Source organism: Pseudomonas sp. FeS53a, from assembly GCF_000931385.1.
GTDB classification, from domain to species: Bacteria; Pseudomonadota; Gammaproteobacteria; order Pseudomonadales; family Pseudomonadaceae; genus Metapseudomonas; species Metapseudomonas otitidis.
In genome coordinates this window covers 194,111-219,251 of record NZ_JYFT01000056.1, presented here as the reverse complement: position 1 = coordinate 219,251, position 25,141 = coordinate 194,111, and the positions used below count along the sequence as shown (strand labels likewise).

General features: G+C 68.2%; 23 protein-coding genes and 3 tRNA genes. 23 read left to right on the top strand and 3 right to left on the bottom strand.

Going from position 1 to position 25,141, the window contains the following annotated elements; translation table 11 throughout:
• Window positions 1–200: 200 nt before the first annotated feature.
• From gspE to SZ55_RS16790, 12 genes are all read left to right on the top strand, one after another.
• Window positions 201–1,688: a type II secretion system ATPase GspE gene (gene gspE / locus SZ55_RS16845; protein ID WP_082078262.1), complete on the top strand. Its 1,488-nt coding sequence runs from the start codon at window positions 201–203 to the stop codon at window positions 1,686–1,688.
• Window positions 1,689–2,906, top strand: a complete 1,218-nt coding sequence (xcpS, locus tag SZ55_RS16840; RefSeq protein WP_044408617.1) for a GspF family T2SS innner membrane protein variant XcpS — start codon at window positions 1,689–1,691, stop codon at window positions 2,904–2,906.
• A 49-nt stretch (window positions 2,907–2,955) separates the two neighbouring features.
• Window positions 2,956–3,342, top strand: coding sequence for a type II secretion system major pseudopilin GspG (gene gspG, locus SZ55_RS16835; RefSeq protein ID WP_044408614.1), 387 nt, complete (start codon window positions 2,956–2,958; stop codon window positions 3,340–3,342).
• Entirely contained in the window at window positions 3,342–3,887 is a 546-nt protein-coding gene (gene gspH, locus SZ55_RS16830) for a type II secretion system minor pseudopilin GspH (RefSeq protein ID WP_044408610.1), read from the top strand. The genes gspG and gspH overlap by 1 nt, the downstream gene beginning before the upstream one ends.
• Window positions 3,884–4,273 (top strand): type II secretion system minor pseudopilin GspI, encoded by a 390-nt coding sequence (gene gspI, locus SZ55_RS16825; RefSeq protein ID WP_044408608.1) that lies wholly within the window; start codon window positions 3,884–3,886, stop codon window positions 4,271–4,273. Before gspH ends, gspI begins: the two co-directional genes overlap by 4 nt.
• Window positions 4,270–4,953 (top strand): type II secretion system minor pseudopilin GspJ, encoded by a 684-nt coding sequence (gene gspJ / locus SZ55_RS16820; RefSeq protein ID WP_044408605.1) that lies wholly within the window; start codon window positions 4,270–4,272, stop codon window positions 4,951–4,953. Before gspI ends, gspJ begins: the two co-directional genes overlap by 4 nt.
• On the top strand, window positions 4,950–5,924 hold the full coding sequence (gspK, locus tag SZ55_RS16815) for a type II secretion system minor pseudopilin GspK (RefSeq protein ID WP_044408603.1): 975 nt from the start codon (window positions 4,950–4,952) through the stop codon (window positions 5,922–5,924). The genes gspJ and gspK overlap by 4 nt, the downstream gene beginning before the upstream one ends.
• Complete coding sequence (gspL, locus tag SZ55_RS16810; protein WP_044408601.1) at window positions 5,921–7,063, top strand: type II secretion system protein GspL; 1,143 nt, start codon at window positions 5,921–5,923, stop codon at window positions 7,061–7,063. The genes gspK and gspL overlap by 4 nt, the downstream gene beginning before the upstream one ends.
• The gene (locus SZ55_RS16805) at window positions 7,060–7,581 is read left to right on the top strand and encodes a type II secretion system protein M (protein ID WP_044408599.1); all 522 of its coding nucleotides are present in this window, start codon (window positions 7,060–7,062) and stop codon (window positions 7,579–7,581) included. Before gspL ends, SZ55_RS16805 begins: the two co-directional genes overlap by 4 nt.
• A gap of 139 nt (window positions 7,582–7,720) precedes the next feature.
• Window positions 7,721–7,796, top strand: a tRNA-Val gene (locus SZ55_RS16800).
• 37 nt (window positions 7,797–7,833) lie between these two features.
• Window positions 7,834–7,910, top strand: a tRNA-Asp gene (locus SZ55_RS16795).
• Between the two features lie 104 nt (window positions 7,911–8,014).
• Window positions 8,015–8,091, top strand: a tRNA-Asp gene (locus SZ55_RS16790).
• Window positions 8,092–8,407: 316 nt separating this feature from the next.
• On the opposite strand, the gene SZ55_RS16785 is transcribed toward SZ55_RS16790, so the two are convergent.
• Window positions 8,408–9,445 carry an AraC family transcriptional regulator gene (locus SZ55_RS16785; RefSeq protein WP_044408597.1) on the bottom strand — a complete coding sequence of 346 codons (1,038 nt, stop codon included), beginning with the start codon at window positions 9,443–9,445 and terminating at the stop codon, window positions 8,408–8,410.
• On the bottom strand, window positions 9,442–10,512 hold the full coding sequence (locus tag SZ55_RS16780; protein ID WP_044408595.1) for a carbon-nitrogen hydrolase family protein: 1,071 nt from the start codon (window positions 10,510–10,512) through the stop codon (window positions 9,442–9,444). Before SZ55_RS16780 ends, SZ55_RS16785 begins: the two co-directional genes overlap by 4 nt.
• A 205-nt stretch (window positions 10,513–10,717) precedes the next feature.
• On the opposite strand from SZ55_RS16780, the gene SZ55_RS16775 reads away from it, so the two are divergent.
• The 5 genes from SZ55_RS16775 to SZ55_RS16755 all read left to right on the top strand — a co-directional run bounded on the left by SZ55_RS16775 (window position 10,718) and on the right by SZ55_RS16755 (window position 16,963).
• Window positions 10,718–12,748, top strand: coding sequence for an NADPH-dependent 2,4-dienoyl-CoA reductase (locus tag SZ55_RS16775; protein WP_044408593.1), 2,031 nt, complete (start codon window positions 10,718–10,720; stop codon window positions 12,746–12,748).
• 65 nt (window positions 12,749–12,813) lie between these two features.
• A complete protein-coding gene (locus SZ55_RS16770; protein ID WP_044408590.1) occupies window positions 12,814–13,245 on the top strand; it encodes a nuclear transport factor 2 family protein in 432 nt (143 codons plus the stop codon).
• 210 nt (window positions 13,246–13,455) lie between these two features.
• The gene (locus tag SZ55_RS16765) at window positions 13,456–14,826 is read left to right on the top strand and encodes a chromosome partitioning protein ParA (protein ID WP_044408587.1); all 1,371 of its coding nucleotides are present in this window, start codon (window positions 13,456–13,458) and stop codon (window positions 14,824–14,826) included.
• Window positions 14,827–14,888: 62 nt separating this feature from the next.
• Window positions 14,889–15,863: a 1-aminocyclopropane-1-carboxylate deaminase/D-cysteine desulfhydrase gene (locus SZ55_RS16760; protein ID WP_442963701.1), complete on the top strand. Its 975-nt coding sequence runs from the start codon at window positions 14,889–14,891 to the stop codon at window positions 15,861–15,863.
• Entirely contained in the window at window positions 15,860–16,963 is a 1,104-nt protein-coding gene (locus SZ55_RS16755; protein ID WP_044408582.1) for a cyclic nucleotide-binding domain-containing protein, read from the top strand. Before SZ55_RS16760 ends, SZ55_RS16755 begins: the two co-directional genes overlap by 4 nt.
• Before the next feature lie 18 nt (window positions 16,964–16,981).
• Here the strand turns inward: SZ55_RS16755 and SZ55_RS16750 are convergent, their stop codons facing one another.
• Window positions 16,982–17,920: a DUF1853 family protein gene (locus SZ55_RS16750; protein ID WP_044408579.1), complete on the bottom strand. Its 939-nt coding sequence runs from the start codon at window positions 17,918–17,920 to the stop codon at window positions 16,982–16,984.
• Window positions 17,921–18,016: 96 nt separating this feature from the next.
• Between SZ55_RS16750 and SZ55_RS16745 the strand changes: the two genes are divergently transcribed.
• The 6 genes from SZ55_RS16745 to pepN all read left to right on the top strand — a co-directional run bounded on the left by SZ55_RS16745 (window position 18,017) and on the right by pepN (window position 24,675).
• Window positions 18,017–18,907, top strand: a complete 891-nt coding sequence (locus SZ55_RS16745) for an NAD(+) kinase (protein WP_044408577.1) — start codon at window positions 18,017–18,019, stop codon at window positions 18,905–18,907.
• Window positions 18,907–19,881, top strand: coding sequence for a metallophosphoesterase (locus SZ55_RS16740; protein WP_044408574.1), 975 nt, complete (start codon window positions 18,907–18,909; stop codon window positions 19,879–19,881). Before SZ55_RS16745 ends, SZ55_RS16740 begins: the two co-directional genes overlap by 1 nt.
• Window positions 19,878–20,741 (top strand): rhomboid family intramembrane serine protease, encoded by an 864-nt coding sequence (locus tag SZ55_RS16735; RefSeq protein WP_044408571.1) that lies wholly within the window; start codon window positions 19,878–19,880, stop codon window positions 20,739–20,741. The genes SZ55_RS16740 and SZ55_RS16735 overlap by 4 nt, the downstream gene beginning before the upstream one ends.
• A 91-nt stretch (window positions 20,742–20,832) precedes the next feature.
• Window positions 20,833–21,093: a YeaC family protein gene (locus SZ55_RS16730; RefSeq protein ID WP_044408569.1), complete on the top strand. Its 261-nt coding sequence runs from the start codon at window positions 20,833–20,835 to the stop codon at window positions 21,091–21,093.
• A gap of 14 nt (window positions 21,094–21,107) precedes the next feature.
• The gene (locus SZ55_RS16725; protein WP_044408567.1) at window positions 21,108–21,944 is read left to right on the top strand and encodes a DUF2797 domain-containing protein; all 837 of its coding nucleotides are present in this window, start codon (window positions 21,108–21,110) and stop codon (window positions 21,942–21,944) included.
• Window positions 21,945–22,014: 70 nt separating this feature from the next.
• Window positions 22,015–24,675, top strand: a complete 2,661-nt coding sequence (gene pepN, locus SZ55_RS16720) for an aminopeptidase N (RefSeq protein WP_044408564.1) — start codon at window positions 22,015–22,017, stop codon at window positions 24,673–24,675.
• Window positions 24,676–25,141 lie beyond the last annotated feature (466 nt).

The following is a 25,141-nucleotide window of genomic DNA, read 5'->3' as shown; positions in this document are numbered from 1 at the left end:
TCATAGCAGCACGAATGGATCACGCTGCAAGCGTCCGGAAGATGTACGACCGGCGACGATGTGCTAAAGATAGCGCCGTTTTTTTACGACTTGCCGTGCATCCGGCAGCACAACGAAAAGAATTCGGCAGGGATTCGCCGAACAACCGTAAGACCCCGTGCTAGACGTTTCCGGGGTGATTTCATTAAGGCATGACACGGATGAATTCCTCTTCGCTGGACGCGCCGCTGCGGCGCCTGCCATTCGGTTTCGCCAAACGACACGGTGTCTTCCTCCAGGATGGCGCCGAACCCTGCCTGGCCCATCGCCAGGGCGCCGAGCTGGTGGCCCTGGCCGAGGCCCGCCGCTTCGTCGGGCGCAGCCTGCCGTTCCGGGCGCTTGCCCCCGAGGCCTTCGATCAGGCCCTGGCCCAGGCCTATCAACACGATTCGTCCGCCACCATGCAGTTGGCCGAGGACCTGGGCGGCAGCCTGGACCTCGCCGCGCTGGCCGAGCAGATGCCCGAGACCACCGACCTGATGGAGCAGGAGGACGATGCACCGATCATCCGCCTGATCAACGCCATCCTCGGCGAGGCGATCCGCGAGAACGCCTCGGACATCCACCTGGAAACCTTCGAGAAGCGCCTCGTGGTGCGCTTCCGCGTCGACGGCATCCTGCGCGAAGTGCTGGAGCCCAAGCGCGAGCTGGCGGCGCTGCTGGTGTCGCGGATCAAGGTCATGGCCAAGCTCGACATCGCTGAGAAGCGCATCCCCCAGGACGGCCGCATTTCCCTGCGGGTGGCCGGCCGCGAGGTGGACATCCGCGTCTCCACGCTGCCCTCGGCCAATGGCGAGCGCGTGGTGCTGCGTTTGCTCGACAAGCAGGCCGGGCGCCTGACCCTGCAACACCTGGGCATGAGCGCGCGGGACCGGGCGCTGATGGAGGAGACCGTGCGCAAGCCCCACGGCATCCTGCTGGTCACCGGCCCCACTGGCTCGGGCAAGACCACCACCCTCTACGCCAGCCTCACCACCCTGAACGACCGCACCCGCAACATCCTCACGGTCGAAGACCCCATCGAGTACCACCTGGAAGGCATCGGCCAGACCCAGGTCAACCCCAAGGTGGACATGACCTTCGCTCGGGGTCTGCGGGCCATCCTCCGCCAGGACCCGGACGTGGTGATGGTGGGCGAGATCCGCGACCACGAGACCGCCGAGATCGCCGTGCAGGCCTCGCTCACCGGTCACCTGGTGCTCTCCACCCTGCACACCAACAGCGCCATCGGGGCCATTACCCGCCTGGTGGACATGGGCGTCGAGCCCTTCCTGTTGTCGTCTTCCCTGCTGGGCGTGCTGGCCCAGCGCCTGGTGCGGGTGCTCTGCCCGCACTGCAAGGAGGCCTACCAGGCCGACGCCGCCGAATGCCAGCTGCTGGGCGTCGACCCGACGCAGCCGGCCACCCTCTATCACGCACGTGGCTGCAGTGAGTGCCACCAGCAGGGCTATCGCGGGCGAACCGGCATCTACGAGCTGGTGGTGTTCGACGACCACATGCGCAGCCTGATCCACAACGCCGCCTCCGAGCAGGAGATGACCCGCCACGCCCGCCGCTCCGGCCCGAGCATCCGTGACGACGGCAAGCGCAAGGTGCTGGAAGGCGTGACGACCGTGGAAGAAGTCCTCCGCGTAACCCGGGAAGAATAAATGGCCGCCTTCGAATACATCGCCCTGGACGCCCGCGGACGTCAGCAGAAGGGCGTGCTGGAGGCCGACAGTGCCCGTCAGGTCCGCCAATTGCTGCGCGAGCGGCAGCTGGCGCCGCTGGAGGTCAAGGCCACCCGCACCCGCGAGCAGGCCGTCGGCGGCCAGCGTTTCGGCTTCGCCCGGGGGCTGTCCGCCCGCGACCTGGCCCTGGTGACCCGCCAACTGGCGACTCTTGTGCAGGCGGCGCTGCCCATCGAGGAGGCCTTGCGCGCTGCGGCGGCCCAGTCCACCTCATCGCGCATCCAGTCGATGCTGCTGGCGGTGCGCGCCAAGGTGCTGGAGGGCCACAGCCTGGCCGGCAGCCTGCGCGAGTTTCCCGCTGCCTTCCCCGAGCTCTACCGCGCCACCGTTTCGGCAGGGGAGCACGCCGGCCACCTCGGCCCGGTGCTGGAACAACTGGCGGACTACACCGAGCAACGCCAGCAGTCGCGGCAGAAGATCCAGCTGGCGCTGCTCTACCCGGTGATCCTGATGTGCGCCTCCCTCGGCATCGTCGGCTTCCTGCTGGGCTTCGTGGTGCCGGACGTGGTGCGGGTATTCATCGATTCCGGGCAGACCCTGCCGCTGCTCACCCGTGGCCTGATCGCCCTCAGCGACCTGGTCAAGCACTGGGGCTGGCTGGCCATCCTGCTGCTGGTGGCCGGCATCACCGCGATCCGCCTGGCGCTGCGCCAGGAGGCGGCGCGTCAGCGCTGGCACGGCATCCTGCTGCGGGTGCCTTTGGTGGGGCGGCTGGTGCGTGCCACCGACACTGCGCGCTTCGCCTCCACCCTGGCGATCCTCACCCGGAGCGGCGTACCGCTGGTGGAGGCCCTCGGCATTGCCGCCGAGGTCATCGCCAACCGGGTGATCCGTGCCGAAGTGGTGCTGGCCGCACAGAAAGTGCGCGAAGGCGGCAGCCTGACCCGCGCCCTGGAGCAGACCGGTCAGTTCCCGCCGATGATGCTGCACATGGTGGCCAGCGGCGAACGTTCCGGCGAGCTGGACCAGATGCTGGCCCGCACCGCCCGCAACCAGGAAAGCGACCTGGCCGCGCAGATCGCGCTGCTGGTGGGGCTGTTCGAGCCCTTCATGCTGGTGTTCATGGGCGCCGTGGTATTGGTCATCGTCCTGGCTATTCTCCTGCCCATCCTTTCTCTCAACCAACTCGTGGGGTAAACGCGTGAAATCGAGCCGTCTACAGAGGGGCTTCACCCTCATCGAAATCATGGTGGTGGTGGTCATCCTCGGCATCCTCGCCGCGCTGGTGGTGCCCCAGGTGATGAACCGCCCGGACCAGGCCAAGATCACCGTCGCCAAGGGCGACATCAAGGCCGTCGGCGCCGCCCTGGACATGTACAAGCTGGACAACTTCGCCTACCCCAGCACCCAGCAGGGCCTGGAGGCGCTGGTGAAGAAGCCCAGCGGCAACCCGCAGCCGAAGAACTGGAACAAGGACGGCTACCTCAAGCGCCTGCCGGTCGACCCGTGGGGCAACCCCTACCAGTACCTGGCGCCGGGCACCAAGGGCCCGTACGACCTGTATTCCTTCGGTGCCGACGGCAAGGAAGGCGGTACCGACGCCGATGCCGACATCGGTAACTGGGACAACTGATGGGCGCGCGCGGGGCCCGGGGCTTCACCCTGATCGAGCTGCTGGTGGTCCTGGTGATCATCGGCTGCCTGGTCGGGCTGGCGGTCTTCAGCACCGGCATTGCCGGGCCCTCGCGTGAACTGAACAACGAAGCCGAGCGCCTGGCCGGCCTGATCGGCGTGCTGGTGGACGAGGCCGTGCTGGACAACCGCGAGTACGGCCTGCGCCTGGAAAACGACCGCTACCAGGTGCTGCGCTTCGACGAAGCCAAGGCCCGCTGGGAACCGGTGGGCAAGCAGCCCCACGTGCTGCCCGCCTGGGCGGAGATGAAGCTCGAACTGGAAGGCGATGCCCTGGTGCTGCCGGGCAGCGTTACCGATGGGGATGAGAAGAAGGGCAGCCCGAACGCCCGGGCGCCGCAATTGCTGATTCTATCCAGCGGCGAACTCAGCCCGTTCCGCCTGGAGATGGGCGAGCGCAGCAAGGACGGTATTCGCCTGCAACTGAGCAGCGACGGCTTCCGCCTGCCGCGAATCGAACCGGTCGTGCGGGGGCGCGCCGGATGAAAGCGCTGCGCGGCTTCACCCTGCTGGAAGTGCTGGTGGCCCTGGCGATCTTCGCCGTGGTCGCCGCCTCGGTGCTCACCGCCAGTGGCCGCAGCCTGCGCAACGCCGCTCGCCTGGAAGACAAGACCCTGGCCATGTGGGTGGCCGACAACCGCCTCACCGAGATGCAGTTGAGCCGCACGCCCCCTGCTGAAGGCCGCGACCAGGGCGAGGTGCAGATGGCCGGCCGGCGCTGGGAATGGCAGAGCCAGGTGGAGGCCACCTCCGACCCCGCCCTGCGCCGGGTCACCCTGTGGGTGGCGCAGCGGCCCGAGCGCAGCGAGCGCGGCAAGCTGGAAGAGCGCGCCGCGGCTCGCCTGGTCGGCTTCATCGAGACCGCACCATGACCCGCCAGCGTGGCTTCACCCTGCTGGAACTGCTGATCGCCATCGCCATCTTCGCGCTGCTGGCCCTGGGCACCTACCGCATGCTCGACAGCGTGCTGGCCACCGACCGTGCCACCCGCGTGCAGGAGCAGCAACTGCGCGAGCTGGTGCGCGCCATGGCCGCACTGGAGCGTGATCTGCAGCAGGTGGTGGTGCGCCCGGTGCGTGACCCCAATGGCGAATGGCGCAGCGCCCTGCTGGGCGAGCGCGCCGACAACGACAGCGTCGAATTCACCCGCAGCGGCTGGCGCAACCCCATGGGCGCGCTGCGCTCGGGCCTGCAGCGGGTGCGCTGGCAGCTCTCCGGGGAAAAGCTCGAGCGCCGCTACTGGACAGTGCTCGACCAGGCCCAGGACAGTCAGCCCCGGGTCCAGGAGGCGCTGGATGGCGTCACACGGCTGCGCCTGCGCTACCTGGACAAGGACGACAACTGGCTGGAGACCTGGCCGCCGGATGGCGAAAGCGACAGCAAGCGCCTGGAGAAAGTACCGAAGGCCGTCGAGGTGACCCTGGAGCACCGCCGCTACGGTGAGCTGCGCCGTGTCCTGCGGCTGGTGGACGAGCCGCCGGAGCGCAAGCCGGTACCCAACAGCACCGATCCCGACTCGGACACACCGCTTCCCGAGGAGGGCGCCCAGTGAGAGCGCAACGGGGCGTGGCCCTGATCACCGTGCTGCTGGTGGTGGCCGTGGTGACGGTCGTCTGTGCCGGGCTCATCGCCCGCCAGGAGCTGGCCATTCGCTCCAGTGCCAACCAGTTGCACGCCCGCCAGGCGTTGCAGTACGCCCTCGGGGGCGAGGCGCTGGCCCGGGCGATCCTGGTGCGTGATCTGCGCGCCGGCGACCCGCGCACCCCGGTGGACCACCTGGGTGAAGCCTGGGCGCGGCCCCTGACCAGCTTCCCGCTGGACGATGGCGGTGAACTGGTGGTGCGCATCGAGGACGCCACCGCACGCTTCAACCTCAATGGCGTGGTGCGCCAGGGCCGGGTGAACGAGCAGGGGCTCAAGCAGTTCCGTCGCCTGTTGCTGCGCCTGGGCATCGAGGCGCCCTACGGCGAACGCCTGGTGGACTGGCTGGACAAGGACCAGGAGCCCACCGGTGCCAATGGCGCCGAAGACAACCAGTACCTGCTGAACCAGCCGCCTTATCGCGCGGCCAACCGCGTGATGGCGGACGTATCCGAGCTGCGCCTGCTGGCCGGCATGACGGAGGCCGACTACCGTCGCCTGCTGCCCTTCGTCACCGCCCTGCCCAGCGACGCCACCCTCAATGTCAACACCGCCGGGGCCCTGGTGCTCTCCAGCCTGGGCGACACCCTCAGCCCCTCGGTGGCCGAATCCCTGGTGGCGGCCCGCGGCCGTGAAGGGTTCAAGACGGTGGACGCCTTCCTCGGCCAGCCGGCTCTGGCGGGCCTCGGCCTCGAAGCCCAGGGCCTGGCGGTGGGCAGTGAATATTTCCGCGTGACCAGCGAAGTCCGTCTGGGAGACCGCCGGCAGGTGCTGGTGAGCACCCTGCAGCGCAGCAATGACGGTCGGGTACGGGTGCTGGCGCGCGACCTGGGACAGGGCGGACTGCCGCTCACCCTCAACAAGGAGCAGGACAGACAATGATTCAGACGAGCGTGTTCCTCCCGCCCCAGGCCCTGCAGTGGGTCATGGGTGACCTGGAGGTACGACTGGTCAGTGGGGGCGAGGTGCGGCGACTGCCGTTCGCCGACGCCGTGGCAGCCGCAGGCAACAACTGGCGGCTGGTGCTGCCCGTGGAGGCGGTGACCGCCTGCGCCGTGCGCCTGCCGACGCAAAAGGCGCGCTGGTTGCGCCAGGCCTTGCCGTTCGCGGTGGAGGAGCTGCTGGCCGAGGACGTGGACGGCCTGCACCTGGCTGTGGGGGAACCCCTGGAGGACGGTCGCCACCGGGTCCTGGCCGTGCGCCGGGCCTGGCTGGCGTCGTGGATCGACCTGGCGGCGGCGAGCGGTACCTCGCCGGCCAGCCTGCAGGTGGACGCGGACCTGCTGCCGCTGGAAGGCACCCGGCTGTTCTGGCTGGATGGCCGCTGGCTCTTGGGCGGGGAGGGCGTCTCCCGCCTGAGCGTGCAGGACGAGGACTGGTCGATGCTGCGCGAGGCCTGTCCGCACCCGTGGATCGGCCAGGCGAGCGCCGACCGCCGCAGCCTGGAGGGCATCGAACACTGGGAGGGCGTGCAGGACAGCCACGTCGACCTGGCCCGCTGGCAGGGCACCGAACTGGCCCAGGGCGACTTCGAGGTCCGCCAGCCCAACCGGCAGTGGGCGCTGTGGCGCCCGGCGCTGGGGCTCGTGGGGTTGTGGGCGGTCCTGCAGTGCGGCTTCTACCTGGCCCAGGGCTGGCACCTGCGGCACCAGGGGGATGCCTATGCCCAGGCCAACGAGGCGCTGTACCGCGAGCTGTTTCCCCAGGACACCCGGCTGGTGAACCTGCGGGCGCAGTTCGACCAGCACCTGGCCGACGGCAACCGGCCCGGGCAGGGCAAGCTGCTGGAAACCCTCGGGCAGGCCTCCGGGGCCTTGCTGGAGGACGGCGCCGTGGTGCGCATCCAGCAACTGGATTTCAGCGAAACCCGTGGCGACCTGGCCCTGCAGGTGCAGGCCCCCGGGTTCGACGCACTGGAACGGCTGCGCGAGCGGCTGATCGGCGCCGGGCTGGCCGTGCAGATGGGCTCTGCCAGCCGAGAAGGTGACAGTGTGAGCGCGCGACTGGTGATCGGAGGATGAGCATGGTCACTCTCAGGGATCGTTTGCAGACCCACTGGCAGGCCTCCAGCGCCGCGACCCGCTGGCAAGCCCTGCCACCCCGCGACCGGCTGGCACTGGCGGCGCTGAGTGGTTTCCTGGCGCTGGTGCTGCTGTACCTGGCCCTCTGGCGTCCTGCCCACAACGGGATGCTGGAGGCGCGTCGGTATTTCGAGCAGCAGCGCGCGCTGAACCTCTACATGCAGGCCCAGGCGCCCCAGGCGCGGGCCGGCGTCGAGCGGCCCCAGGCCAGTGTCGAGCCCGAACGCCTGCAGGGGCTGGTCACCGCCAGTGCCGCAGAGCAGGGCCTTTCGGTGGAACGCATGGACAGCGATGCACCCGGCCAGGTGCAGGTCAGCCTGCAGCCCACCGCCTTCCCCCAGCTGCTGCGCTGGTTCGTGGCGCTGGAGGCCCAGGGCGTGCGCATCGAGGAAGCCGGGCTCGATCGTGCGGAAGAAGGACGCGTTGCCGCCCGGCTGACCCTGCGGGTCGGCGGCTGAGTCATCGGTCGAGCGGGAAAAGGGACGCGGTGAAGACGTCCCCTCAGCCCCTCGAAAAATCCCCTCGATGAAAAAAACTTCAAGCAGGGTGTTGACTTAGGTGAGCCCTCTGCGTAAATTGCGCGCCTCGCAAGGCGATGGGTGATTAGCTCAGCCGGGAGAGCATCTGCCTTACAAGCAGAGGGTCGGCGGTTCGATCCCGTCATCACCCACCACTCCTTGTGATACTTCGGACGAAAGTCCGGCCGACGCGCAGCGGTAGTTCAGTCGGTTAGAATACCGGCCTGTCACGCCGGGGGTCGCGGGTTCGAGTCCCGTCCGCTGCGCCACTTATTTTCCATCCAGGGTCCTGCCCGGGATGAGGCAAAGGCCGAAAGGCCAGCGCCAGACGCTCCAAAGCAAAGCTCCACCGGACGCAAGTCCAAACCGACGCGCAGCGGTAGTTCAGTCGGTTAGAATACCGGCCTGTCACGCCGGGGGTCGCGGGTTCGAGTCCCGTCCGCTGCGCCATATACGAAAGCCCTCAGGTAGCGATACCTGGGGGCTTTTTCTTTGCCTGCCTTTTATAGGCCTGCCGAGGTCCTGGCCGGTTGGCCTGGGCTCCCTTCCTTCCTTCCAGAACCGCTGCACAGCCCTAGGGCCATGGTGCACGCTGCATGGGGGATTCCTTGATTTCGCTTCAGCCGGTTCGTTACTTCCCAGAGGGGCCTGGACAAGGCCGCCCAAGGAGGGAGCTGAGATGGATGATTACCAGGAAGAATTGCTCGACCTGAATGCCCGCGAGCGCGACATGCCCGAGCCCGCCGACGACGCCACCGAACTGTGATCAGCCTACCTGGCGCTGGGCGCGGCGGAATTCGCCGGGAGTGCTGCCGCTCCAGCGCTTGAACGCGCGCTGGAAGGCCTCGGCCGAGGCGAAGCCCAGCAGGTAGGCGATCTCGCCGAAGGCCAGCTCGGTGTCGCGGATGTAGGCCATGGCCAGGTCGCGGCGGGTGTCGTTGAGGATGCTGCGGAACTGCGTGCCTTCCTCGGCGAGCTTGCGACGCAGGGTCCAGGTGGGTAGTTGCAGGCGCGCCGCGACCTCTTCCAGGTCGGGCTCGCGGCCGTGGAGCAGGGGGCCGAGCAGTTGTGCGATGCGCTCGCGCAGGCTGCGGGTGCGGGTCATGTGCTCCAGCTCGCGCTCACACAGTTCCAGCAACTGGCGCCAGGTGCTGGGGCAGTGGGCCGGGTTGCGCAGGGCCAGGGTGGCCCGTGACAGGCGCAGCTGGTTGGTGGCGGCGCCGAACTCCACCGGGCAGCCGAACAGCTCGCCGTAGCGCTCGGCGTAGGTCGGGGCGGGGAACTCGATCTCGACCCGTTCCGGCTGCAGCGCCTGGCCGGCGAGATGGCCGAGCTGGCAGGCCCAGCTGGCCAGCACCGAGTCCACCACGAAGCGGTTGTAGGCGTTGTACGGGCTGATGGAATAGAAGCGCAGCCAGGCCCCGCTGGCGTCCTCGTGGAAGCTCGACTGGCCCCGGTAGTTCTGGGCGTAGAGCGGCTCGAAGCGGGTCAGAGCGCGGGCCGCCTCGCGCACGTTCGGCGCCTGTTCGGCGGTGACGCCCGCCAGGCCCAGCTGGCTGAAGCGCCCCAGGCGGCCCATGGCCAGGCCCAGGGCGGGTTCGTCCAGCAACTGGCTGGCGGCGTGGCCCAGGCGCATGTAGCGGGGGATGGACAGCCGGCCCCGGGGTTCGGCCAGGCGCGCGGCGTCCAGGCCGTACTGGTCCAGCAGCGGCACCGGGTCATGGCCGTGGGCGCGCAGGGTTTCCGCCAGGTTCTGCACGAAGCCGACGGACAGGTCCCCCAGCTTGACCCGGGGCGCCTTCATAGCCAGATGTTCACCAGCTTGGCGCCGCGCCCGGCATCGGCCACCGCCGTGTCCGTGGCGCTGCCTGCCAGGCTGCGGCCATCGCTGCCCAGGTCCCACAGCTGGCCACGCAGGAATACCGCCAGCGCCGCGCGGGCTTGGGGGGCGTGCAGCTGTTCACGCCAGAGATCCAGGGCGTGCGCGCCGTCGGCCAGTGGATGCTCCCAGCTGTCGTTGCCGGGGGCGAAGGCCGGGTAGGCCAGCAGCTCCGCACCCTGTTCCGCGAGGGCTTGCCGGCCTTCGGGGCTGCGGCCGTCTTCACCGAGGAGGACACCCAGGCGGCCGGCGGGGGTGTCCAGGGCGCTCAGCCCGGTGATCGTGCCGGCCTGGGTGTAGGCGCGCTCGTGGTGGTCCGGATGCAGCTTGGGCTGCGGCTGGCCGATGGGCAGGCCGTGGGCGTCGAAGACCAGGCTGACGTTGTACAGCGGGCCGTCGCTGGCCAGCAGGGTGCCGCCTTCGACCCGGGGGGCGGGCAGCAGGATGGAGCCGGCCACCAGGGTTACGCCGAAATCCCTGGCCAGGCCGCCGAACAGTGCCTGGTAGTCGTCGGCCATGCGCCGGGCTTTCATGCGGAAGACCGCATCGGTGAAGCGATCGTCGCCGTGGCCGCTGGCCAGGGCGCGGGCCAGGCGCAGGGGGTTGGCGGCGGCCAGCCAGAGCATCGCCTCGTCGAGGTGGTGGGCCTCGTAGACCTGGGGTTTCTCGCCGGCGGCCACCAGCCAGGTGCCGACGTGTTCGGGCAGCACGACGATGGTGCGCGCATTGAGCAGGCCCTGGTCACGGGCCTTGCCCAGGTAGGCGGCCAGCTTCAGGCGCAGGCGCTCCACGCTCTGGTAGTCGGCGGCGAAGAGTTCGGGCTGGATGCCCAGCAGGTTGCCGTGCTCGCTGGGCTGACCCTGGTTGACCGCCACTTCGCTGCGCAGGTCCGACAGGTAGTGGCCGACCGGGCGCTGGTCGGTCCACAGCGAGTAGGCCACCAGCAGGCCGGCCAGCAGGGCACAGGCGAGGGTGTAGAGCAGTTTGCGCATGTCGGCTCGGTCATCGTGAAGGTGCCGGCCAGGGTAGGGGAGCGGGCCCGGCTTGCCAAGGGCGGCTGTGCGTTTGGATCAGTAAGTTGTCACTTTCGATCATTGAGCGGCCTCGTATCGCTGACTATCGTCTGGCCCATAACCGACCATGGCCCGCGAGGCCGTGGCACCCGTGAGAGAAAAAGCCTGCTGGAGATACCACCCCATGGCCGCTTACCCGCACCTGCTCGCGCCCCTCGACCTGGGCTTCACCACCCTGCGCAACCGCACCCTGATGGGGTCGATGCACACCGGCCTGGAGGAGAAGCCCAACGGCTTCGAGCGCATGGCCGCCTATTTCGCCGAGCGCGCCCGTGGCGGCGTCGGCCTGATGGTGACCGGCGGCATCGGCCCGAACGAGGAGGGCGGTGTCTACTCCGGTGCGGCCAAGCTGACCACCGAGGAAGAGGCCGAGAAGCACCGCATCGTCACCCGCGCCGTGCACGAGGCGGGCGGCAAGATCTGCATGCAGATCCTCCACGCCGGCCGCTACGCCTACAGCCCCAAGTCGGTCGCGCCGTCCGCCATCCAGGCGCCGATCAACCCCTTCAAGCCCCACGAGCTGGATGAGGCGGGCATCGAGAAGCAGATCCAGGACTTCGTGAACTGTTCCGTGCTGGCGCAGAAGGCCGAGTACGACGGCGTCGAGGTCATGGGCTCCGAAGGCTATTTCATCAACCAGTTCCTCGCCGCCCACACCAACCAGCGCACCGACCGCTGGGGTGGCAGCTACGAGAACCGCATGCGCCTGCCGGTGGAGATCGTCCGCCGCGTGCGCGAGGCCGTGGGCCCGAACTTCATCATCATCTACCGCCTGTCCATGCTGGACCTGGTGGAAGGCGGCAGCACCTGGGACGAGATCGTCACCCTGGCCAAGGCCATCGAGGCCGCCGGTGCCACCCTCATCAACACCGGCATCGGCTGGCACGAGGCGCGCATCCCCACCATCGCCACCAAGGTGCCGCGCGCGGCCTTCACCAAGGTCACCGCCAAGCTCCGGGGCGAGGTGAAGATCCCGCTGATCACCACCAACCGCATCAACACCCCGGAAGTGGCCGAGCAGGTGCTGGCCGAAGGCGACGCCGACATGGTGTCCATGGCCCGCCCGTTCCTCGCCGACCCGGACTTCGTCAACAAGGCCGCCGAAGGCCGCAGCGACGAGATCAACACCTGCATCGGCTGCAACCAGGCCTGCCTGGACCACACCTTCGGCGGCAAGCTGACCAGCTGCCTGGTGAACCCGCGTGCCTGCCACGAAACCGAGCTGAACTACATCCCCACCACCCAGGTGAAGAAGATCGCCGTGGTCGGCGCCGGCCCGGCGGGCCTGGCCAGTGCCACCGTCGCCGCCGAGCGCGGCCACAGCGTGACTCTGTTCGACGCGGCCGCCGAGATCGGTGGCCAGTTCAATGTGGCCAAGCGTGTGCCGGGCAAGGAGGAGTTCTACGAGACCCTGCGTTACTTCAAGCGCAAGCTGGAAACCACCGGCGTCGACCTGCGCCTGAACACCCGCGTCAGCGTCGAGGACCTGGTCAAGGGCGGTTTCGACGAGATCATCCTGGCCACCGGCATCGCCCCGCGCACCCCGGCCATTCCGGGCATCGACCATCCGAAGGTGATCGGCTACCTGGACGCCATCCTCGAGCGCAAGCCGGTGGGGCAGACCGTGGCGGTGATCGGCGCCGGCGGCATCGGCTTCGACGTCTCCGAGTTCATCACCCACCAGGGCACCTCCACCAGCCTGGACCGCGAGGCCTTCTGGAAGGAATGGGGCATCGACGGCGCGCTGGAAGCCCGTGGCGGCATCGCCGGCGTCAAGCCGCAGCCCCACGCGGCGGCCCGCCAGGTGTTCCTGCTGCAGCGCAAGAAATCCAAGGTGGGCGACGGCCTCGGCAAGACCACCGGCTGGATCCACCGCACCGGCCTGAAGAACAAGCAGGTGCAGATGCTCAACTCGGTGGAGTACCTCAAGGTCGACGACGCCGGCCTGCACATCCGCGTGGCCGAGGGCGAGCCCCAGGTGCTGCCGGTGGACACCGTCATCGTCTGCGCCGGCCAGGACCCGCTGCGCGAGCTGCACGAGGGCCTGGTGGCTGCCGGGCAGTCCGTGCACCTGGTGGGCGGTGCCGACGTGGCCGCCGAGCTGGATGCCAAGCGTGCGATCAACCAGGGTTCGCGCCTCGCCGCCGAACTCTGATCGACAGACGCCCCGCCTCATGCGGGGCGTTCTCTTTACAGGCTCATAAGAACAAGGAGAAGCCGATGTCCCTCGACGCCCGACTCAACCCTGCCGCGGCCGCCAGCCTGCAGCGCTGGCACCAGTTCATCGCCAGCCAGGACCTCAGCCGCCTGCCCGAGCTGCTGCACCCCGAGGCGGTGTTCCGCTCGCCCATGGCCCACACGCCCTACCCGGGCGCGCAGGCGGTCAACCTCATCCTCAATACCGTGCTGCAGGTGTTCCAGGACTTCGCCTACCACCGCGAACTGGCCAGTGACGATGGCCTCAACGTGGTGCTGGAGTTCAGTGCGCGGGTGGGCGGGCGCGACCTCAAGGGCATCGACATGATCCGCTTCGACGAGCAGGGGCTGATCCGCGAATTCGAGGTGATGGTGCGCCCGATGAGCGGCCTGGCGGCCCTCGGCGAGGAGATGGGGCGGCGCCTGGCACCCTATCTCGCCGCCATGAAAGGCTGAAACTCTCCAACCCCATCACAAAACGGCCGTGCACTTCGTCCGCCTCCCGCCAGGGGCCGGGCGAGTGCCAACCCAGTCACATTGCCCGCCTCGGCTTTTACCCTAGACTCCGACAATCAGCCGGTGCGCCTGTCATAAAGGCCCCGTTTTACCGACAAGGAAGTCGCCCGTCCCCTCCGGGACTCACCGCGTTGGCCAGAGGTAAACCCGATGAGCATGCAGAACAAGCCGCAGATGGTTGAGGCCGTGCTGTTCTTCAATGAACGGGGCATCTGCAAGGAAATGCTCTTCCCCGAATTCGAAGCGATGCTCGACGGCGTGGTGAACATGCCCGAGTTCGCCGACCAGCAGATGCGCCTGGTCTACGTCCTGATCAACCCGCGCCTGATGGTCCGCTCGCTGGTCTTCTTCTACCTCGACTTCGACGAGAAGGGGCAGGCTGACACCGGCTGGAACATGCCCCTGCGCCACCTGGCCGAACGCGCCGGGCGCGGCCCCGACCTGGGCGCCGGCCCCATCCGCCTCGCCTGCCGCAGCCAGTGCCCGGTCTCCTGGCATCAGATGCACATGTGGGACCCGAACCTCGCCCCCGGCCAGAACGACCTGGCCCTGGTGCGCGATACCGTGCGCCGCAATGCCCTGGGCCTGATGGTGGAGGAGGACGCGCCCCAGGTGGTCGAGCCCCAGCGCCTGCAGATGGCGCCGGAGGACAAGTGGTACGCACCGCCGGATGCCGCCGCCGAAATGGCCGAGAAGCTGGCGCAGCAGCTGGAGCAGGAACACCGCCTGAAGACGGCCCAACTGATCAAGCAGCAGCGCCTGCGCATCGCCAGCCTCGGCCAGCAGAACGAAGAGGCCCTGGCCAAGTACCGCCTGGTCGCCGAAGAGAAGGCGCGCGAGCTGCAGCAGACCATCGACTCCCTGCAGCTGGAACTGCGCCAGCAGCAGGACATGAACGCCGACCTCAAGCGCCAGCTGCAGGTCCAGGCCGAGGGCTTCCAGAAATCCCGCGAGGAGATGAGTCAGCAACTGCGCGCATTGGAGCGCCACGGGCGCACCGAGGTGGACATCCTCCGTTCCCAGTTCGAAGGCGAGCTGCAGGCCAAGGTGGCCGCCGCCGTCATGGACTACAAGGAGCAGCTGGCCATCCGTGACGTCGAGCTGGCCTACCGCAACGAGCTGGACACCCAGCTGCAGCAGGAGATCGACCGCCTCAAGCAGGAGCGCGAGCAGCTGGTGAACCAGGGCGGTGACCAGATCCTCGAGCGCCTGGCCCGCCTGGGTGTGGTGTTCGTGGTCTACCACCCGGGCGCCGGCCACCTGACCATCCCGCTGCAGGACATCGCCCGCTACCAGGACAACCCCTACGCCTACGCAGCGGCCAAGTGCTTCGTCTCCGAGGCGCAGTACCGCCAGTGGCTGGCCCACTACCAGCAGCCCACCTGCGAGGCGACCCTGCCGGGCGGCGAGCGCTGCGGCATGCCCATCGACCGGGTGGACACGCCCAGCCGCTTCGTGGCCGGGGACTCCAACTGCTGCGCCCGCCACAAGGCCACCGCCCGCCTGCGCACGGTGGGCTGATCGCCATGGCGCGGCGCTTGCCGTAAGCTCCGCGCCTTTTCCGAGCGAGCCCATCCGTGCCGTTGCCGCCTCCCGACTGGAATCCGCAAGCCCTTCTCGAACCCTTGTGCCTGGGGTGGCTGAGGCGTGCGGGCGTCGAGGTGGCGATGCTGCGCCTCGACCGCATCGACCCGCTGGTGAGCGGCAACAAATGGTTCAAGCTGGCGCCCCATCTTCAACGGGCGGCTGCCAAGGGTTTCGGCGGGGTGATGACCCTGGGCGGGGCCCATTCCAACCACCTGCATGCGGTGGCCGCTGCCGGCCAGCGCTTCGGCTTCGGCACCGTGGGCCTGCTCCGTGGCGACCCCCAGGACACGCCGACCGTCGCGGACCTGCGCCGCTTCGGCATGACCCTGCACTGGCTGGGCTATGGCGGCTATCGGGCCCGCCACGCGCCGGGCTTCTGGGATGACTGGCAGGCCCGCTACCCCGCGTTGATGCCCGTGCCCGAGGGCGGCGGCGGATTGCCGGGTGCCTTCGGCTGCGCGCCGCTGGTGGCGATGATCCAACGGCAACTGCCGGTGCTGGGCTGGGCCGACTACGACGCGCTGTGGACCGCTGCCGGCACCGGTACCACCCTGGCGGGGCTGGTGCTTGGCGAGGCTGGCCGCCACCCGGTGGTGGGTGCCCTGGCGGTACCGGCGGACCTCGGGGTGGCGGAGCAGGTCCGCGCGCTGCTGGTTGAAGCCGGCGTGGCCGATGCCGGCTACCGCCTGCTGGACGCCAGCCGAGGCGGTTTCGGCCGGGTCGATGCCGAGCTGGCCTGCGCCATGCTCGCCTGGGAAGCGGAGGGCGGCATCGAGCTGGACCCGCTCTACACCGTCAAGGCATTGCTGGCGTTGCGCCAGCAGATCGAGGCCGGTTACCTTGCTGCCGGCAGTCGGATCGTCCTGCTGCACACCGGTGGGCTGCAGGGGCGCCGCGCCCTTTCAACGCGCCTGCACCACCTGGCTGGCTACACTTCCACCTCAGCCGATGCCCTGGAAATCAACCGATGACCGAACCGCTCAATCCGGATCAGCTGCGCAGCCTGACACCGCTCAATGCGCTTTCCGAGCAGCAGTGGCGGGAGCTGCGTGGGCAACTGGTGCCCCAGCCCCTGCTGGCGGGCCAGGTGCTGTTCCGGCGCGGCGACCAGGCCCGGCTGACCTATTACCTGCTGGCCGGCGAGCTGCTGCTGCGGGACGCCTCGGGGGCGGAAATCCGCCTGGTGGCTGGCAGCGAAGCCAGCTGCCACCCGCTCTCGCCCAGCCTGCCGCGCCTGCAGGAGGCGGTGGCGCTCACCGAGGTCAGCGTGCTGGCCATCGACAGCGCCACCCTCGCGCGCCTCATCACCTGGCGTTCCGCCTACCAGGACCTGTTGCTGCAGATGGACAGCGACGACGTCGAATGGCTGGAGCGTCTGCTGGAGAACCCGCTGTTCAGCAAGGTGCCGCCGGCCAACGTCCAGCAGATGGTCGGGCGGCTGCAGCGCATCGAACTGCCGGCGGGCAGCGAGGTGCTGCGCGAAGGCGAAGCGGGGGATTGCTGCTACTTCCTCCGCGAGGGCCGCGCGGAGGTGATCCGTGGGGCCGGTAGTGATCACCAGGTGCTGGCGGAGCTGGAGGTAGGGGCCTGCTTCGGTGAGGAGGCGTTGCTGTCCGACCGGCCGCGCAACGCCAGCGTCACCCTGCTGGAGGACGGCGTGGTGATGCGCCTGGACCGCCAGGATTTCTTCGCCCTCCTGCGTGCCCCCGTGGTGGACGAGGTGTCCCTCGGTGAGGCGTCGCGGCTGCTGGCGGCAGGCGGCCAATGGCTGGATGTGCGCCTGCAGGACGAATACGAGCGGGCCCATGCCCCCGAAGCGCTGAACATGCCGCTGCACCTGTTGCGGCTGAAGACGCGCCTGCTCGACCCGGCGCGTGACTACCTCTGCTATTGCGACAGCGGCAAGCGCAGCGCCAGTGCGGTGTTCCTGCTGTCCCAGCTGGGGTTCCGTGCCTATGCGCTGCGCGATGGCCTGGACGCGCTGCCGGCGGTGCAACGCGATGCGCTGTTGTGCGAAAGCGGTGCCGGTTACCTGGCCCGTTCCGGTGGGCGCACCGAGCGCAGCCGCTGACCGGTCGCTGCGGCGGGCTCAGCCCGTCGCGGGCCAGGCGTCGTTCACCACCAGCCCCCGTTCCACTTCCCGCCAGTGGGTGCCTTCCGGCGCCAGCCTTGCCAGCATCCAGGCCGGCCCGCCGGGTGGTTGCGCGGCCAGCCACTCCATCACCTGCGTCCGAGGCCAGGCCTGCTCGGCCGGCACCTGCGCGTGGCCCAGCCAGTCCGGGCGGGGCAGGGGGTACCAGCGGGCGTCGGGATGCTGGTCGATGAGGGCCTGGCAGTGGTGGCGATGCAGCCATAGGCCCCGGTTGTGGCCGGGGTTGGCGATGGTCGGCGCTTCGCACCCTCCCGGCCAGGGATAGAACAGGTAGCCGCCCAGCCAGGCCGATGCCTGGGCCGGCCAGGCGCCGACGCTCTCCAGGGCGAGGCGGCTGACGGCGAGGCTGGAAAGGGGCAGCTGGCGCTCGCGCAGGTGGGCGAGCTTGAGGTCGAGGCGGTCGCTGACATCGGTGCCGCACCAGTGCTCCGCGTCATGCCCGCCACCCGTCTGGGGGCCGAGGTAGAGCTTGATGGCCAGCTCCACGTGGTGGATGCCGTGGTCGTCCTGCAGCAGCAGGTCCATTTCCCCCAGCGTCTTGCCTTGCTGGCGCACCGGCAGGTTGCTGGCCAGCAGGCGCACGCCCGGTGCTTGCGCCAGGGCGTACTGCCAAAGTCGCTCGAAGCGAAGCCCCAGGCGGCTGGAGGCCAGGCCGGCGAGCCATGCTTCCAGCGGGTACGGCGCCTGCTCCTGGCTCTGCAACCAGGCTTCCAGCCGGTGGGGCGCGGCGGCCCACTCGGAGGCACTCAGCGGATGCCGCTGGGCCAGTCCCGGACGCGCCAGCAGCGGCGGGGCGAGCAGTGCCCAGGCAAGGTCGCGCACGGCAGGGTGGTGCAGGTGACGGGGCAGGTCGGCGAGGGTGGGGAAGGGCGTCATGCACGCAGCATAGCCGAGCAGCGGTTTGCCGCTGCCACGGGCTTTCGCCCATAATCGCCGGCATTTCCTCCCGTCGTAGAGCCTTGCTGGAGCCCCATGGAGCAATTCCGCAATATCGGCATCATCGGACGCCTGGGGAGCCCCCACGTGCTCGATACCATCCGCCGCCTGAAGCGATTCCTGCTGGATCGCCACCTCCACGTGATCCTCGAGGACACCATTGCCGAAGTGCTGCCCGGGCACGGCCTGCAGACGTCGTCGCGGAAGATCCTCGGCGAGGTCTGCGACCTGGTGATCGTGGTCGGCGGTGACGGCAGCATGCTCGGCGCCGCCCGTGCGCTGGCCCGCCACAACATCCCGGTGCTGGGCATCAACCGTGGCAGCCTGGGCTTCCTCACCGACATCAAGCCCGATGAGCTGGAGGTGAAGGTGGCCGAGGTGCTGGACGGCCACTACAGCGTCGAGACGCGCTTCCTGCTGGAGGCCGAGGTGCGCCGCCAGCACGGCGAGGCCATCGGCCAGGGCGACGCGCTGAACGACGTGGTGCTGCACCCGGGCAAGTCGACCCGGATGATCGAGTTCGAGCTGCACATCGACGGCCAGTTCGTCTGCACCCAGAAGGCCGACGGCCTGATCATCGCCACGCCCACCGGCTCCACGGCCTACGCGCTGTCCGCCGGGGGGCCGATCATGCACCCGAAACTCGACGCTATCGTCGTGGTGCCCATGTACCCGCACACCCTGTCCAGCCGGCCCATCGTGGTGGACAGCACCAGCGAGCTGAAGATCGTGGTCTCGCCGAATCTGCAGATCTACCCGCTGGTGTCCTGCGATGGCCAGAACCACTTCACCTGCGCCCCCGGCGACACCATCACGGTGCGCAAGAAGCCGCAGAAGCTGCGCCTGATCCACCCGCTGGACCACAACTACTACGAGGTGTGCCGCACCAAGCTCGGCTGGGGAAGCCGCCTGGGTGGTGGCGACTGATGGAACTGGACGCCGGGCGTGGCTACGACCTGATCGGCGACATCCACGGGTGTGCGCACACCCTGGAGCGCCTGCTGGATCGGCTGGGCTATCGCAAGCAGGGCGATGTCTGGCGCCATCCGTGGCGCATGGCCCTGTTCCTCGGCGACCTCATCGACCGTGGTCCGCGCATCCGCGAGGCGCTGCACCTGGTCCACGCCATGGTCGAGGCGGGCCAGGCCCGCTGCATCATGGGCAACCATGAGTACAACGCCCTCGGCTGGGTGACGCCGGCACCGGCCGGCAGTGGCCGGACCTTCGTCCACGACCACACGCCGCGCCACACCCGCCTGTTGAAGGAGACCCTCGAGCAGTTCGAGGGTCACCCCGGCGACTGGCATGACTTCCTCCGCTGGTTCCAGGACCTGCCGCTGTTCATTGACGGCGGCCGCTTCCGCCTGGTGCATGCCTGCTGGGACCACGACCTGATCGAGGCGGTGCGCCGCGACTACCCGGACGGGCGGATCGACGCCGCCTTCATCCAGGCCTCGGCCGAACGCGGCGGCTTCGCCGAGCGGGTGTTCAAGCGCCTGCTGCGGGGGACCGACCTGCCGCTGCCCGGCGGTATGACCCTTACTGGCAGCGACGGCTTCACCCGCTCGGTGTTCCGCACCAAGTTCTGGGAGGACAACCCGCGTACCTACGGCGACGTGGTCTTCCAGCCCGATGCGCTGCCGGAAGATGTGGCGCGGCAGCCACTCTCCGACGCCCACCGCTCGGCGCTGCTCAGCTACGGCGTCAACGAGCCGCTGCTGTTCGTCGGGCACTACTGGCGCCGCGGACGCCCGGCGCCGCTGCGCCCCAACCTGGCCTGCCTGGACTACAGCGCCGTGATGTACGGCAAGCTGGTGGCCTACCGGCTGGACGATGAATTGCGCCTGGACCCCGCGAAGTTCGTGTGGGTCGAGGTGGAGCGCCCGGAGGAGCCCCGATGACGGTGGTGGCCGCGATGCGTCTGCCGGCCTCGGTGGACTTGAGTGGATTCGTCACGCTGCTGCGACGCCTGGAGGTGCCGCACCGGGTCAGCGAGGAGCGCGAGGAGCAGGTGCTCTGGGTACCGGGCGAGGACTGGGCGGAGCAGGTGCGTGGCCTGTATGCGCGCTTCCCCCAGGGTGATCCGCAGTTCGTGCTGGAACACGCACCGGTCGAGCCGGTACGCGAGTCCTGGGGTGCGCGGCTCAAGGCTACGCCCTCCACCGTGGCCCTGCTGTTGGTGACCCTGGTCTGTGCCGGTGTGACGGCACTGGGTGACAACCTCCAGGCCGTCAGCTGGCTGACCTTCCTCGACTTCCGTGTGGAAGGCGACTATGTGCTCTTCACCACGCTGGCCGACAGCCTGCAAGCCGGCCAGTGGTGGCGCCTGGTGACGCCCATGCTGGTGCACTTCGGCATCCTGCACCTGGCCATGAACGGCATGTGGGTGTGGGAGCTGGGGCGGCGCATCGAATACCGCCAGGGCGGCTGGATGCTGCTGGGGCTCACCTTGCTGCTGAGCCTGGTGTCCAACCTGGTGCAGTACGAGGTGAGCGGGCCGAGCCTGTTCGGTGGCCTGTCGGGTGTGCTCTATGGCCTGCTTGGCCACTGCTGGCTGTTCCAGCGCCTGGCGCCGTGCCCGGCCTACCGGCTGCCGCCGGGGGTGATGGTGATGATGCTGGTGTGGCTGGTGGTGTGCCTGTCTGGCGTGGTCAGCCTGCTGGGCTTCGGCGCCATCGCCAACGGTGCCCACGTGGGCGGCCTGCTGGCGGGCTGCGCCACCGGCCTGATCGGTGGTCTGCTGGCCCGTCTGCGCCGCTAGGTCGGGGGCGCCGGCGGCCTCGCCTGACGCCTGCTGCGACCTGCTAGAATGCCGCTCCTTGTTCCCCCGAACGAATGCAGCGAGTCATGCCATGTCCTCTTTCGCCCAACTGATCAGCAACATCACCGAGGATGTCTACCAGAGCCTCAAGCTCGCCGTGGAAATCGGCAAGTGGGCCGATGGTCGCAAACTCACCGAGGAGCAGAAGGAGCTGAGCCTGCAGGCCATCATCGCCTGGGAGGCCAAGAACCTGCCGGAAGACCAGCGCACCGGGTACATGGGCCCGCAGGTCTGCAGCTCCAAGTCCGAGCCCGTGCCGAACATCCTCTTCAAATCCGACTCCATCCACTGATGGGGGCTGAAACCATGCTGGAGCTGGGGCGCGGTGCGCTGAGCAAGATGTCGGCGCAACTGGGTGACCCGGTGGTGCAGTACGCCTTCCGCCTGGGCGATGAGCAGGTGTCGGTGAACCCCCTGCTGGGCAAGCGCATCCGCCTGGAGTACCTCGGCGGCATCCATTGCAGCCATTGCGGGCGAAAGACCAGCAAGAGCTTCAGCCAGGGCTACTGCTACCCCTGCTTCACCTCGCTGGCCCAGTGCGACACCTGCATCATGAGCCCGGAACGCTGCCACTACGAGGCCGGTACCTGCCGCGAGCCGAGCTGGGGCGAGTCGTTCTGCATGACCGACCACATCGTCTACCTGGCCAATTCCTCGGGCATCAAGGTCGGCATCACCCGCGCCAGCCAGGTGCCCACCCGCTGGATCGACCAGGGCGCCCGCCAGGCGCTGCCCATCCTGCGGGTCGCCACACGCCAGCAGTCTGGCCTGGTGGAGGACCTGCTGCGCACCCAGGTGGCGGACCGCACCAACTGGCGCGCGCTGCTCAAGGGCGAGGCCGAGGCGCTCGACCTGATCGCGGTGCGCGAGGCGCTGTTCGATGCCTGTGGCGAGGGCATCCAGGCCCTGCAGTCGCGTTTCGGCCTCCAGGCCATCCAGCCGCTCGATGACGTCGAGCCGCTGGAAATCCGTTACCCCGTCGAGGCCTACCCGACCAAGGTGGTGAGCCTCGACCTGGACAAGACACCGGTGGTGGAAGGGACCCTGCGCGGCATCAAGGGGCAGTACCTGATCCTCGACACCGGCGTCATCAACATCCGCAAGTTCACGTCCTACCAGGTCGCGGCCAGCTGCGAAGGCTGAGCCACTGGCAGGCAGCAATCCAAACATGCGCAGGCGGGCCACGAGCCCGCGCTGAACCGGAGAGGCAAGCATGCGAACCGAGCAACCGAACGTCATCCACCTCAAGGACTACCAGGCGCCGGACTACCTGATCGACGAGACCGCCCTGACCTTCGAGCTGCACGAGGACCACACCCTGGTCCATGCCCAACTGGTGATGCGCCGCAACCCCGAGCGTGCCGATGGCACCCTGCCGGCGCTGGTGCTGGACGGCCAGCAACTGGAACTGTTGTCGCTGTCCATGGATGACCGCGAGCTGGGCGCCGCCGACTACCAGCTGACCGACTGCCACCTGACCCTGCAGCCGGTTGCCGAGCAGTTCACCCTGGACAGCACCGTGCGCATCCACCCGGAAAGCAACACCGCGCTGGAAGGCCTGTACAAGTCCGGGAAGATGTTCTGCACCCAGTGCGAGGCCGAAGGTTTCCGCAAGATCACCTACTACCTCGACCGCCCCGATGTGATGAGCCGCTTCACCACCACCGTGAGTGCCGAGCAGCATCGCTACCCGGTGCTGCTGTCCAACGGCAACCCGGTGGCCAGTGGGGCCGGGGAGGGCGGGCGCCACTGGGCGACCTGGGAGGACCCGTTCAAGAAGCCGGCCTACCTGTTCGCCCTGGTGGCGGGCGACCTGTGGTGCGTGGAAGACGTGTTTACCACCATGAGCCAGCGCAACGTGACCCTGCGCATCTATGTCGAGCCGGAAAACATCGACAAGGTGCAGCACGCCATGGACAGCCTGAAGAAGTCCATGCGCTGGGACGAGGAGGTCTACGGCCGCGAATACGACCTGGACATCTTCATGATCGTCGCGGTCAACGACTTCAACATGGGCGCCATGGAGAACAAGGGGCTCAACATCTTCAACTCCAGCTGTGTGCTGGCCCGTGCCGAAACCGCCACCGACGCCGCCCACCAGCGCGTCGAGGCGGTGGTGGCCCACGAGTACTTCCACAACTGGTCGGGCAACCGCGTGACCTGCCGTGACTGGTTCCAGCTGTCGCTGAAGGAAGGCTTCACCGTGTTCCGCGATGCGGAATTCTCCGCCGACATGAATTCGCGCACGGTCAAGCGCATCGAGGACGTGGCCTTCCTGCGTACCAACCAGTTCGCCGAGGATGCCGGCCCGATGGCTCATCCGGTGCGCCCGGACTCCTTCATCGAGATCTCCAACTTCTACACCCTGACCGTTTACGAGAAGGGCTCGGAAGTGGTGCGCATGATCCACACCCTGTTGGGCGCCGAGGGCTTCCGCAAGGGCACCGACCTGTATTTCGAGCGCCACGACGGCCAGGCCGTGACCTGTGACGATTTCGTCAAGGCCATGGAGGACGCCAACGGCGTCGACCTCACCCAGTTCAAGCGCTGGTACAGCCAGGCCGGCACCCCGCGCCTGGTGGTCGAGGACGCCTACGATGCCGCTGCCAGGACCTACAGCCTGACCTTCCGCCAGAGCTGCCCGGCCACCCCCGGCCAGACAGAAAAGCTGCCCTTCGTCATCCCCGTCGAGCTGGGGCTGCTGGACGCCGCCGGCAACGACCTGCCGTTGCGCCTGGCAGGCGAGGCGAAGGCCGAGGGGGGCAACCGGGTGATAGCCGTCACCGAGGCCGAGCAGACCTTCACCTTCGTCGATGTGGCGGAAAAGCCGTTGCCGTCCCTGCTCCGCGGTTTTTCCGCACCGGTGAAGCTGAGCTTCCCGTACAGCCGCGATCAGTTGATGTTCCTCATGCAACACGACAGCGATGGCTTCAACCGCTGGGATGCCGGCCAGCAGCTTTCCGTGCAGGTGCTGCAGGAGCTGATCGGGCAGCACCAGCGTGGCGAGCAACTGGTGCTGGACAGCCGCCTGCTGGATGCCTTCCGCACCTTGCTGGAGGACCAGTCCCTGGACCAGGCGATGGTGGCGGAGATGCTGTCGCTGCCCAGCGAGGCCTACCTGACCGAGATCAGCGAGGTGGCGGATGTGGACGCCATCCACGCTGCCCGCGAGTTCGCCCGTCGTTCGATCAGTGATGCCCTGTTCCCGCAGCTGCTGGCGCGTTACCAGGCCAATCGCGCCCTCTCGCGCGAGACGCCCTATGTCGCCTCCGCCGGGCACTTTGCCCGTCGCACCCTGCAGAACATCGCGCTGTCCTACCTGATGCTCAGTGGCAAGGCCGAGGTTCTCCAGGCCTGCCTGGAGCAGTTCGAGGCGTGCGACAACATGACCGAACGCCTGACGGCGCTCTCGGTGCTGGTCAACTCCAGCTTCGAGGACGAGAAGGCCAAGGCGCTGGCGAGCTTCGCCGATTACTTCAAGGACAATCCGCTGGTGATGGACCAGTGGTTCAGCGTCCAGGCGGGCTGCACCCTGCCGGGCGGGCTGGAGCGGGTCCAGGCGCTGATGGCCCACCCGGCCTTCACCCTGAAGAACCCCAACAAGGTGCGTGCGTTGATCGGGGCGTTCGCCAACCAGAACCTGGTGAACTTCCACCGGGCCGACGGTGCGGGTTATCGCTTCCTTGCCGACCACGTCATCACGCTCAACGCGCTCAACCCGCAGATCGCCTCGCGCCAGCTGGCGCCGCTGACCCGCTGGCGCAAGTACGACGCAGCCCGGCAGGCCCTGATGCGTGCCGAGCTGGAGCGCATCCTCGCCTCTGGCGAGCTGTCCAGCGATGTCTTCGAGGTGGTCAGCAAGAGCCTCGCCTGATCCGAGGAGGGCTTGCCCCTCCATGTCGGATTCCTCCCTCTGGAAAGTGTTACTGGCAAACTGCCGGTAACACTTTTTTGTTACCCATGGGGATAATCCGTCCTCTGCTTAGGCGTAAAAAGCGTGAAGGGCGTCGTCTTTTCCTTGACCGCACGGGGAAGGTGTGAATCGGCAATCGCTCAAGGTGTGGTTTTGAGTGACAAATCGAGCCAGCTTGTAGGACAAAATCGGCCGAATTATCCGATTTGATCAGTGGATGATCAGTCACACGTTTGAATGATAGTTGCCCGGGTGATCAAGTCGGGTTTTCGACTTCAGTCGTACGGATTTGGCACCTTGGTTGCACGTGCGCAATCCGATCCAGGTTCGTCCGACCGGCAGTTGATCGCTGGAACGTGCGGGCCAGACGCGTTGGGGCCTCGAAGTGCCAACGCCGGAGCCGCCCCAGGTGGCCGAAACAGCTCCC

Coding starts and splice junctions, on each gene's coding strand:
- SZ55_RS16725 (WP_044408567.1), top strand. CDS start 21,108: ATGCTGGAGCTGGGGCGCGGTGCGCTGAGCAAGATGTCGGCGCAACTG.
- SZ55_RS16765 (WP_044408587.1), top strand. CDS start 13,456: ATGAGCATGCAGAACAAGCCGCAGATGGTTGAGGCCGTGCTGTTCTTC.
- SZ55_RS16755 (WP_044408582.1), top strand. CDS start 15,860: ATGACCGAACCGCTCAATCCGGATCAGCTGCGCAGCCTGACACCGCTC.
- SZ55_RS16805 (WP_044408599.1), top strand. CDS start 7,060: ATGAGCATGGTCACTCTCAGGGATCGTTTGCAGACCCACTGGCAGGCC.
- SZ55_RS16770 (WP_044408590.1), top strand. CDS start 12,814: ATGTCCCTCGACGCCCGACTCAACCCTGCCGCGGCCGCCAGCCTGCAG.
- SZ55_RS16730 (WP_044408569.1), top strand. CDS start 20,833: ATGTCCTCTTTCGCCCAACTGATCAGCAACATCACCGAGGATGTCTAC.
- SZ55_RS16780 (WP_044408595.1), bottom strand. CDS start 10,512: ATGCGCAAACTGCTCTACACCCTCGCCTGTGCCCTGCTGGCCGGCCTG.
- SZ55_RS16745 (WP_044408577.1), top strand. CDS start 18,017: ATGGAGCAATTCCGCAATATCGGCATCATCGGACGCCTGGGGAGCCCC.
- gspI (WP_044408608.1), top strand. CDS start 3,884: ATGAAAGCGCTGCGCGGCTTCACCCTGCTGGAAGTGCTGGTGGCCCTG.
- SZ55_RS16735 (WP_044408571.1), top strand. CDS start 19,878: ATGACGGTGGTGGCCGCGATGCGTCTGCCGGCCTCGGTGGACTTGAGT.
- pepN (WP_044408564.1), top strand. CDS start 22,015: ATGCGAACCGAGCAACCGAACGTCATCCACCTCAAGGACTACCAGGCG.
- SZ55_RS16785 (WP_044408597.1), bottom strand. CDS start 9,445: ATGAAGGCGCCCCGGGTCAAGCTGGGGGACCTGTCCGTCGGCTTCGTG.
- gspH (WP_044408610.1), top strand. CDS start 3,342: ATGGGCGCGCGCGGGGCCCGGGGCTTCACCCTGATCGAGCTGCTGGTG.
- gspJ (WP_044408605.1), top strand. CDS start 4,270: ATGACCCGCCAGCGTGGCTTCACCCTGCTGGAACTGCTGATCGCCATC.
- gspL (WP_044408601.1), top strand. CDS start 5,921: ATGATTCAGACGAGCGTGTTCCTCCCGCCCCAGGCCCTGCAGTGGGTC.
- xcpS (WP_044408617.1), top strand. CDS start 1,689: ATGGCCGCCTTCGAATACATCGCCCTGGACGCCCGCGGACGTCAGCAG.
- SZ55_RS16775 (WP_044408593.1), top strand. CDS start 10,718: ATGGCCGCTTACCCGCACCTGCTCGCGCCCCTCGACCTGGGCTTCACC.
- gspG (WP_044408614.1), top strand. CDS start 2,956: ATGGTGGTGGTGGTCATCCTCGGCATCCTCGCCGCGCTGGTGGTGCCC.
- SZ55_RS16740 (WP_044408574.1), top strand. CDS start 18,907: ATGGAACTGGACGCCGGGCGTGGCTACGACCTGATCGGCGACATCCAC.
- SZ55_RS16750 (WP_044408579.1), bottom strand. CDS start 17,920: ATGACGCCCTTCCCCACCCTCGCCGACCTGCCCCGTCACCTGCACCAC.
- gspE (WP_082078262.1), top strand. CDS start 201: ATGAATTCCTCTTCGCTGGACGCGCCGCTGCGGCGCCTGCCATTCGGT.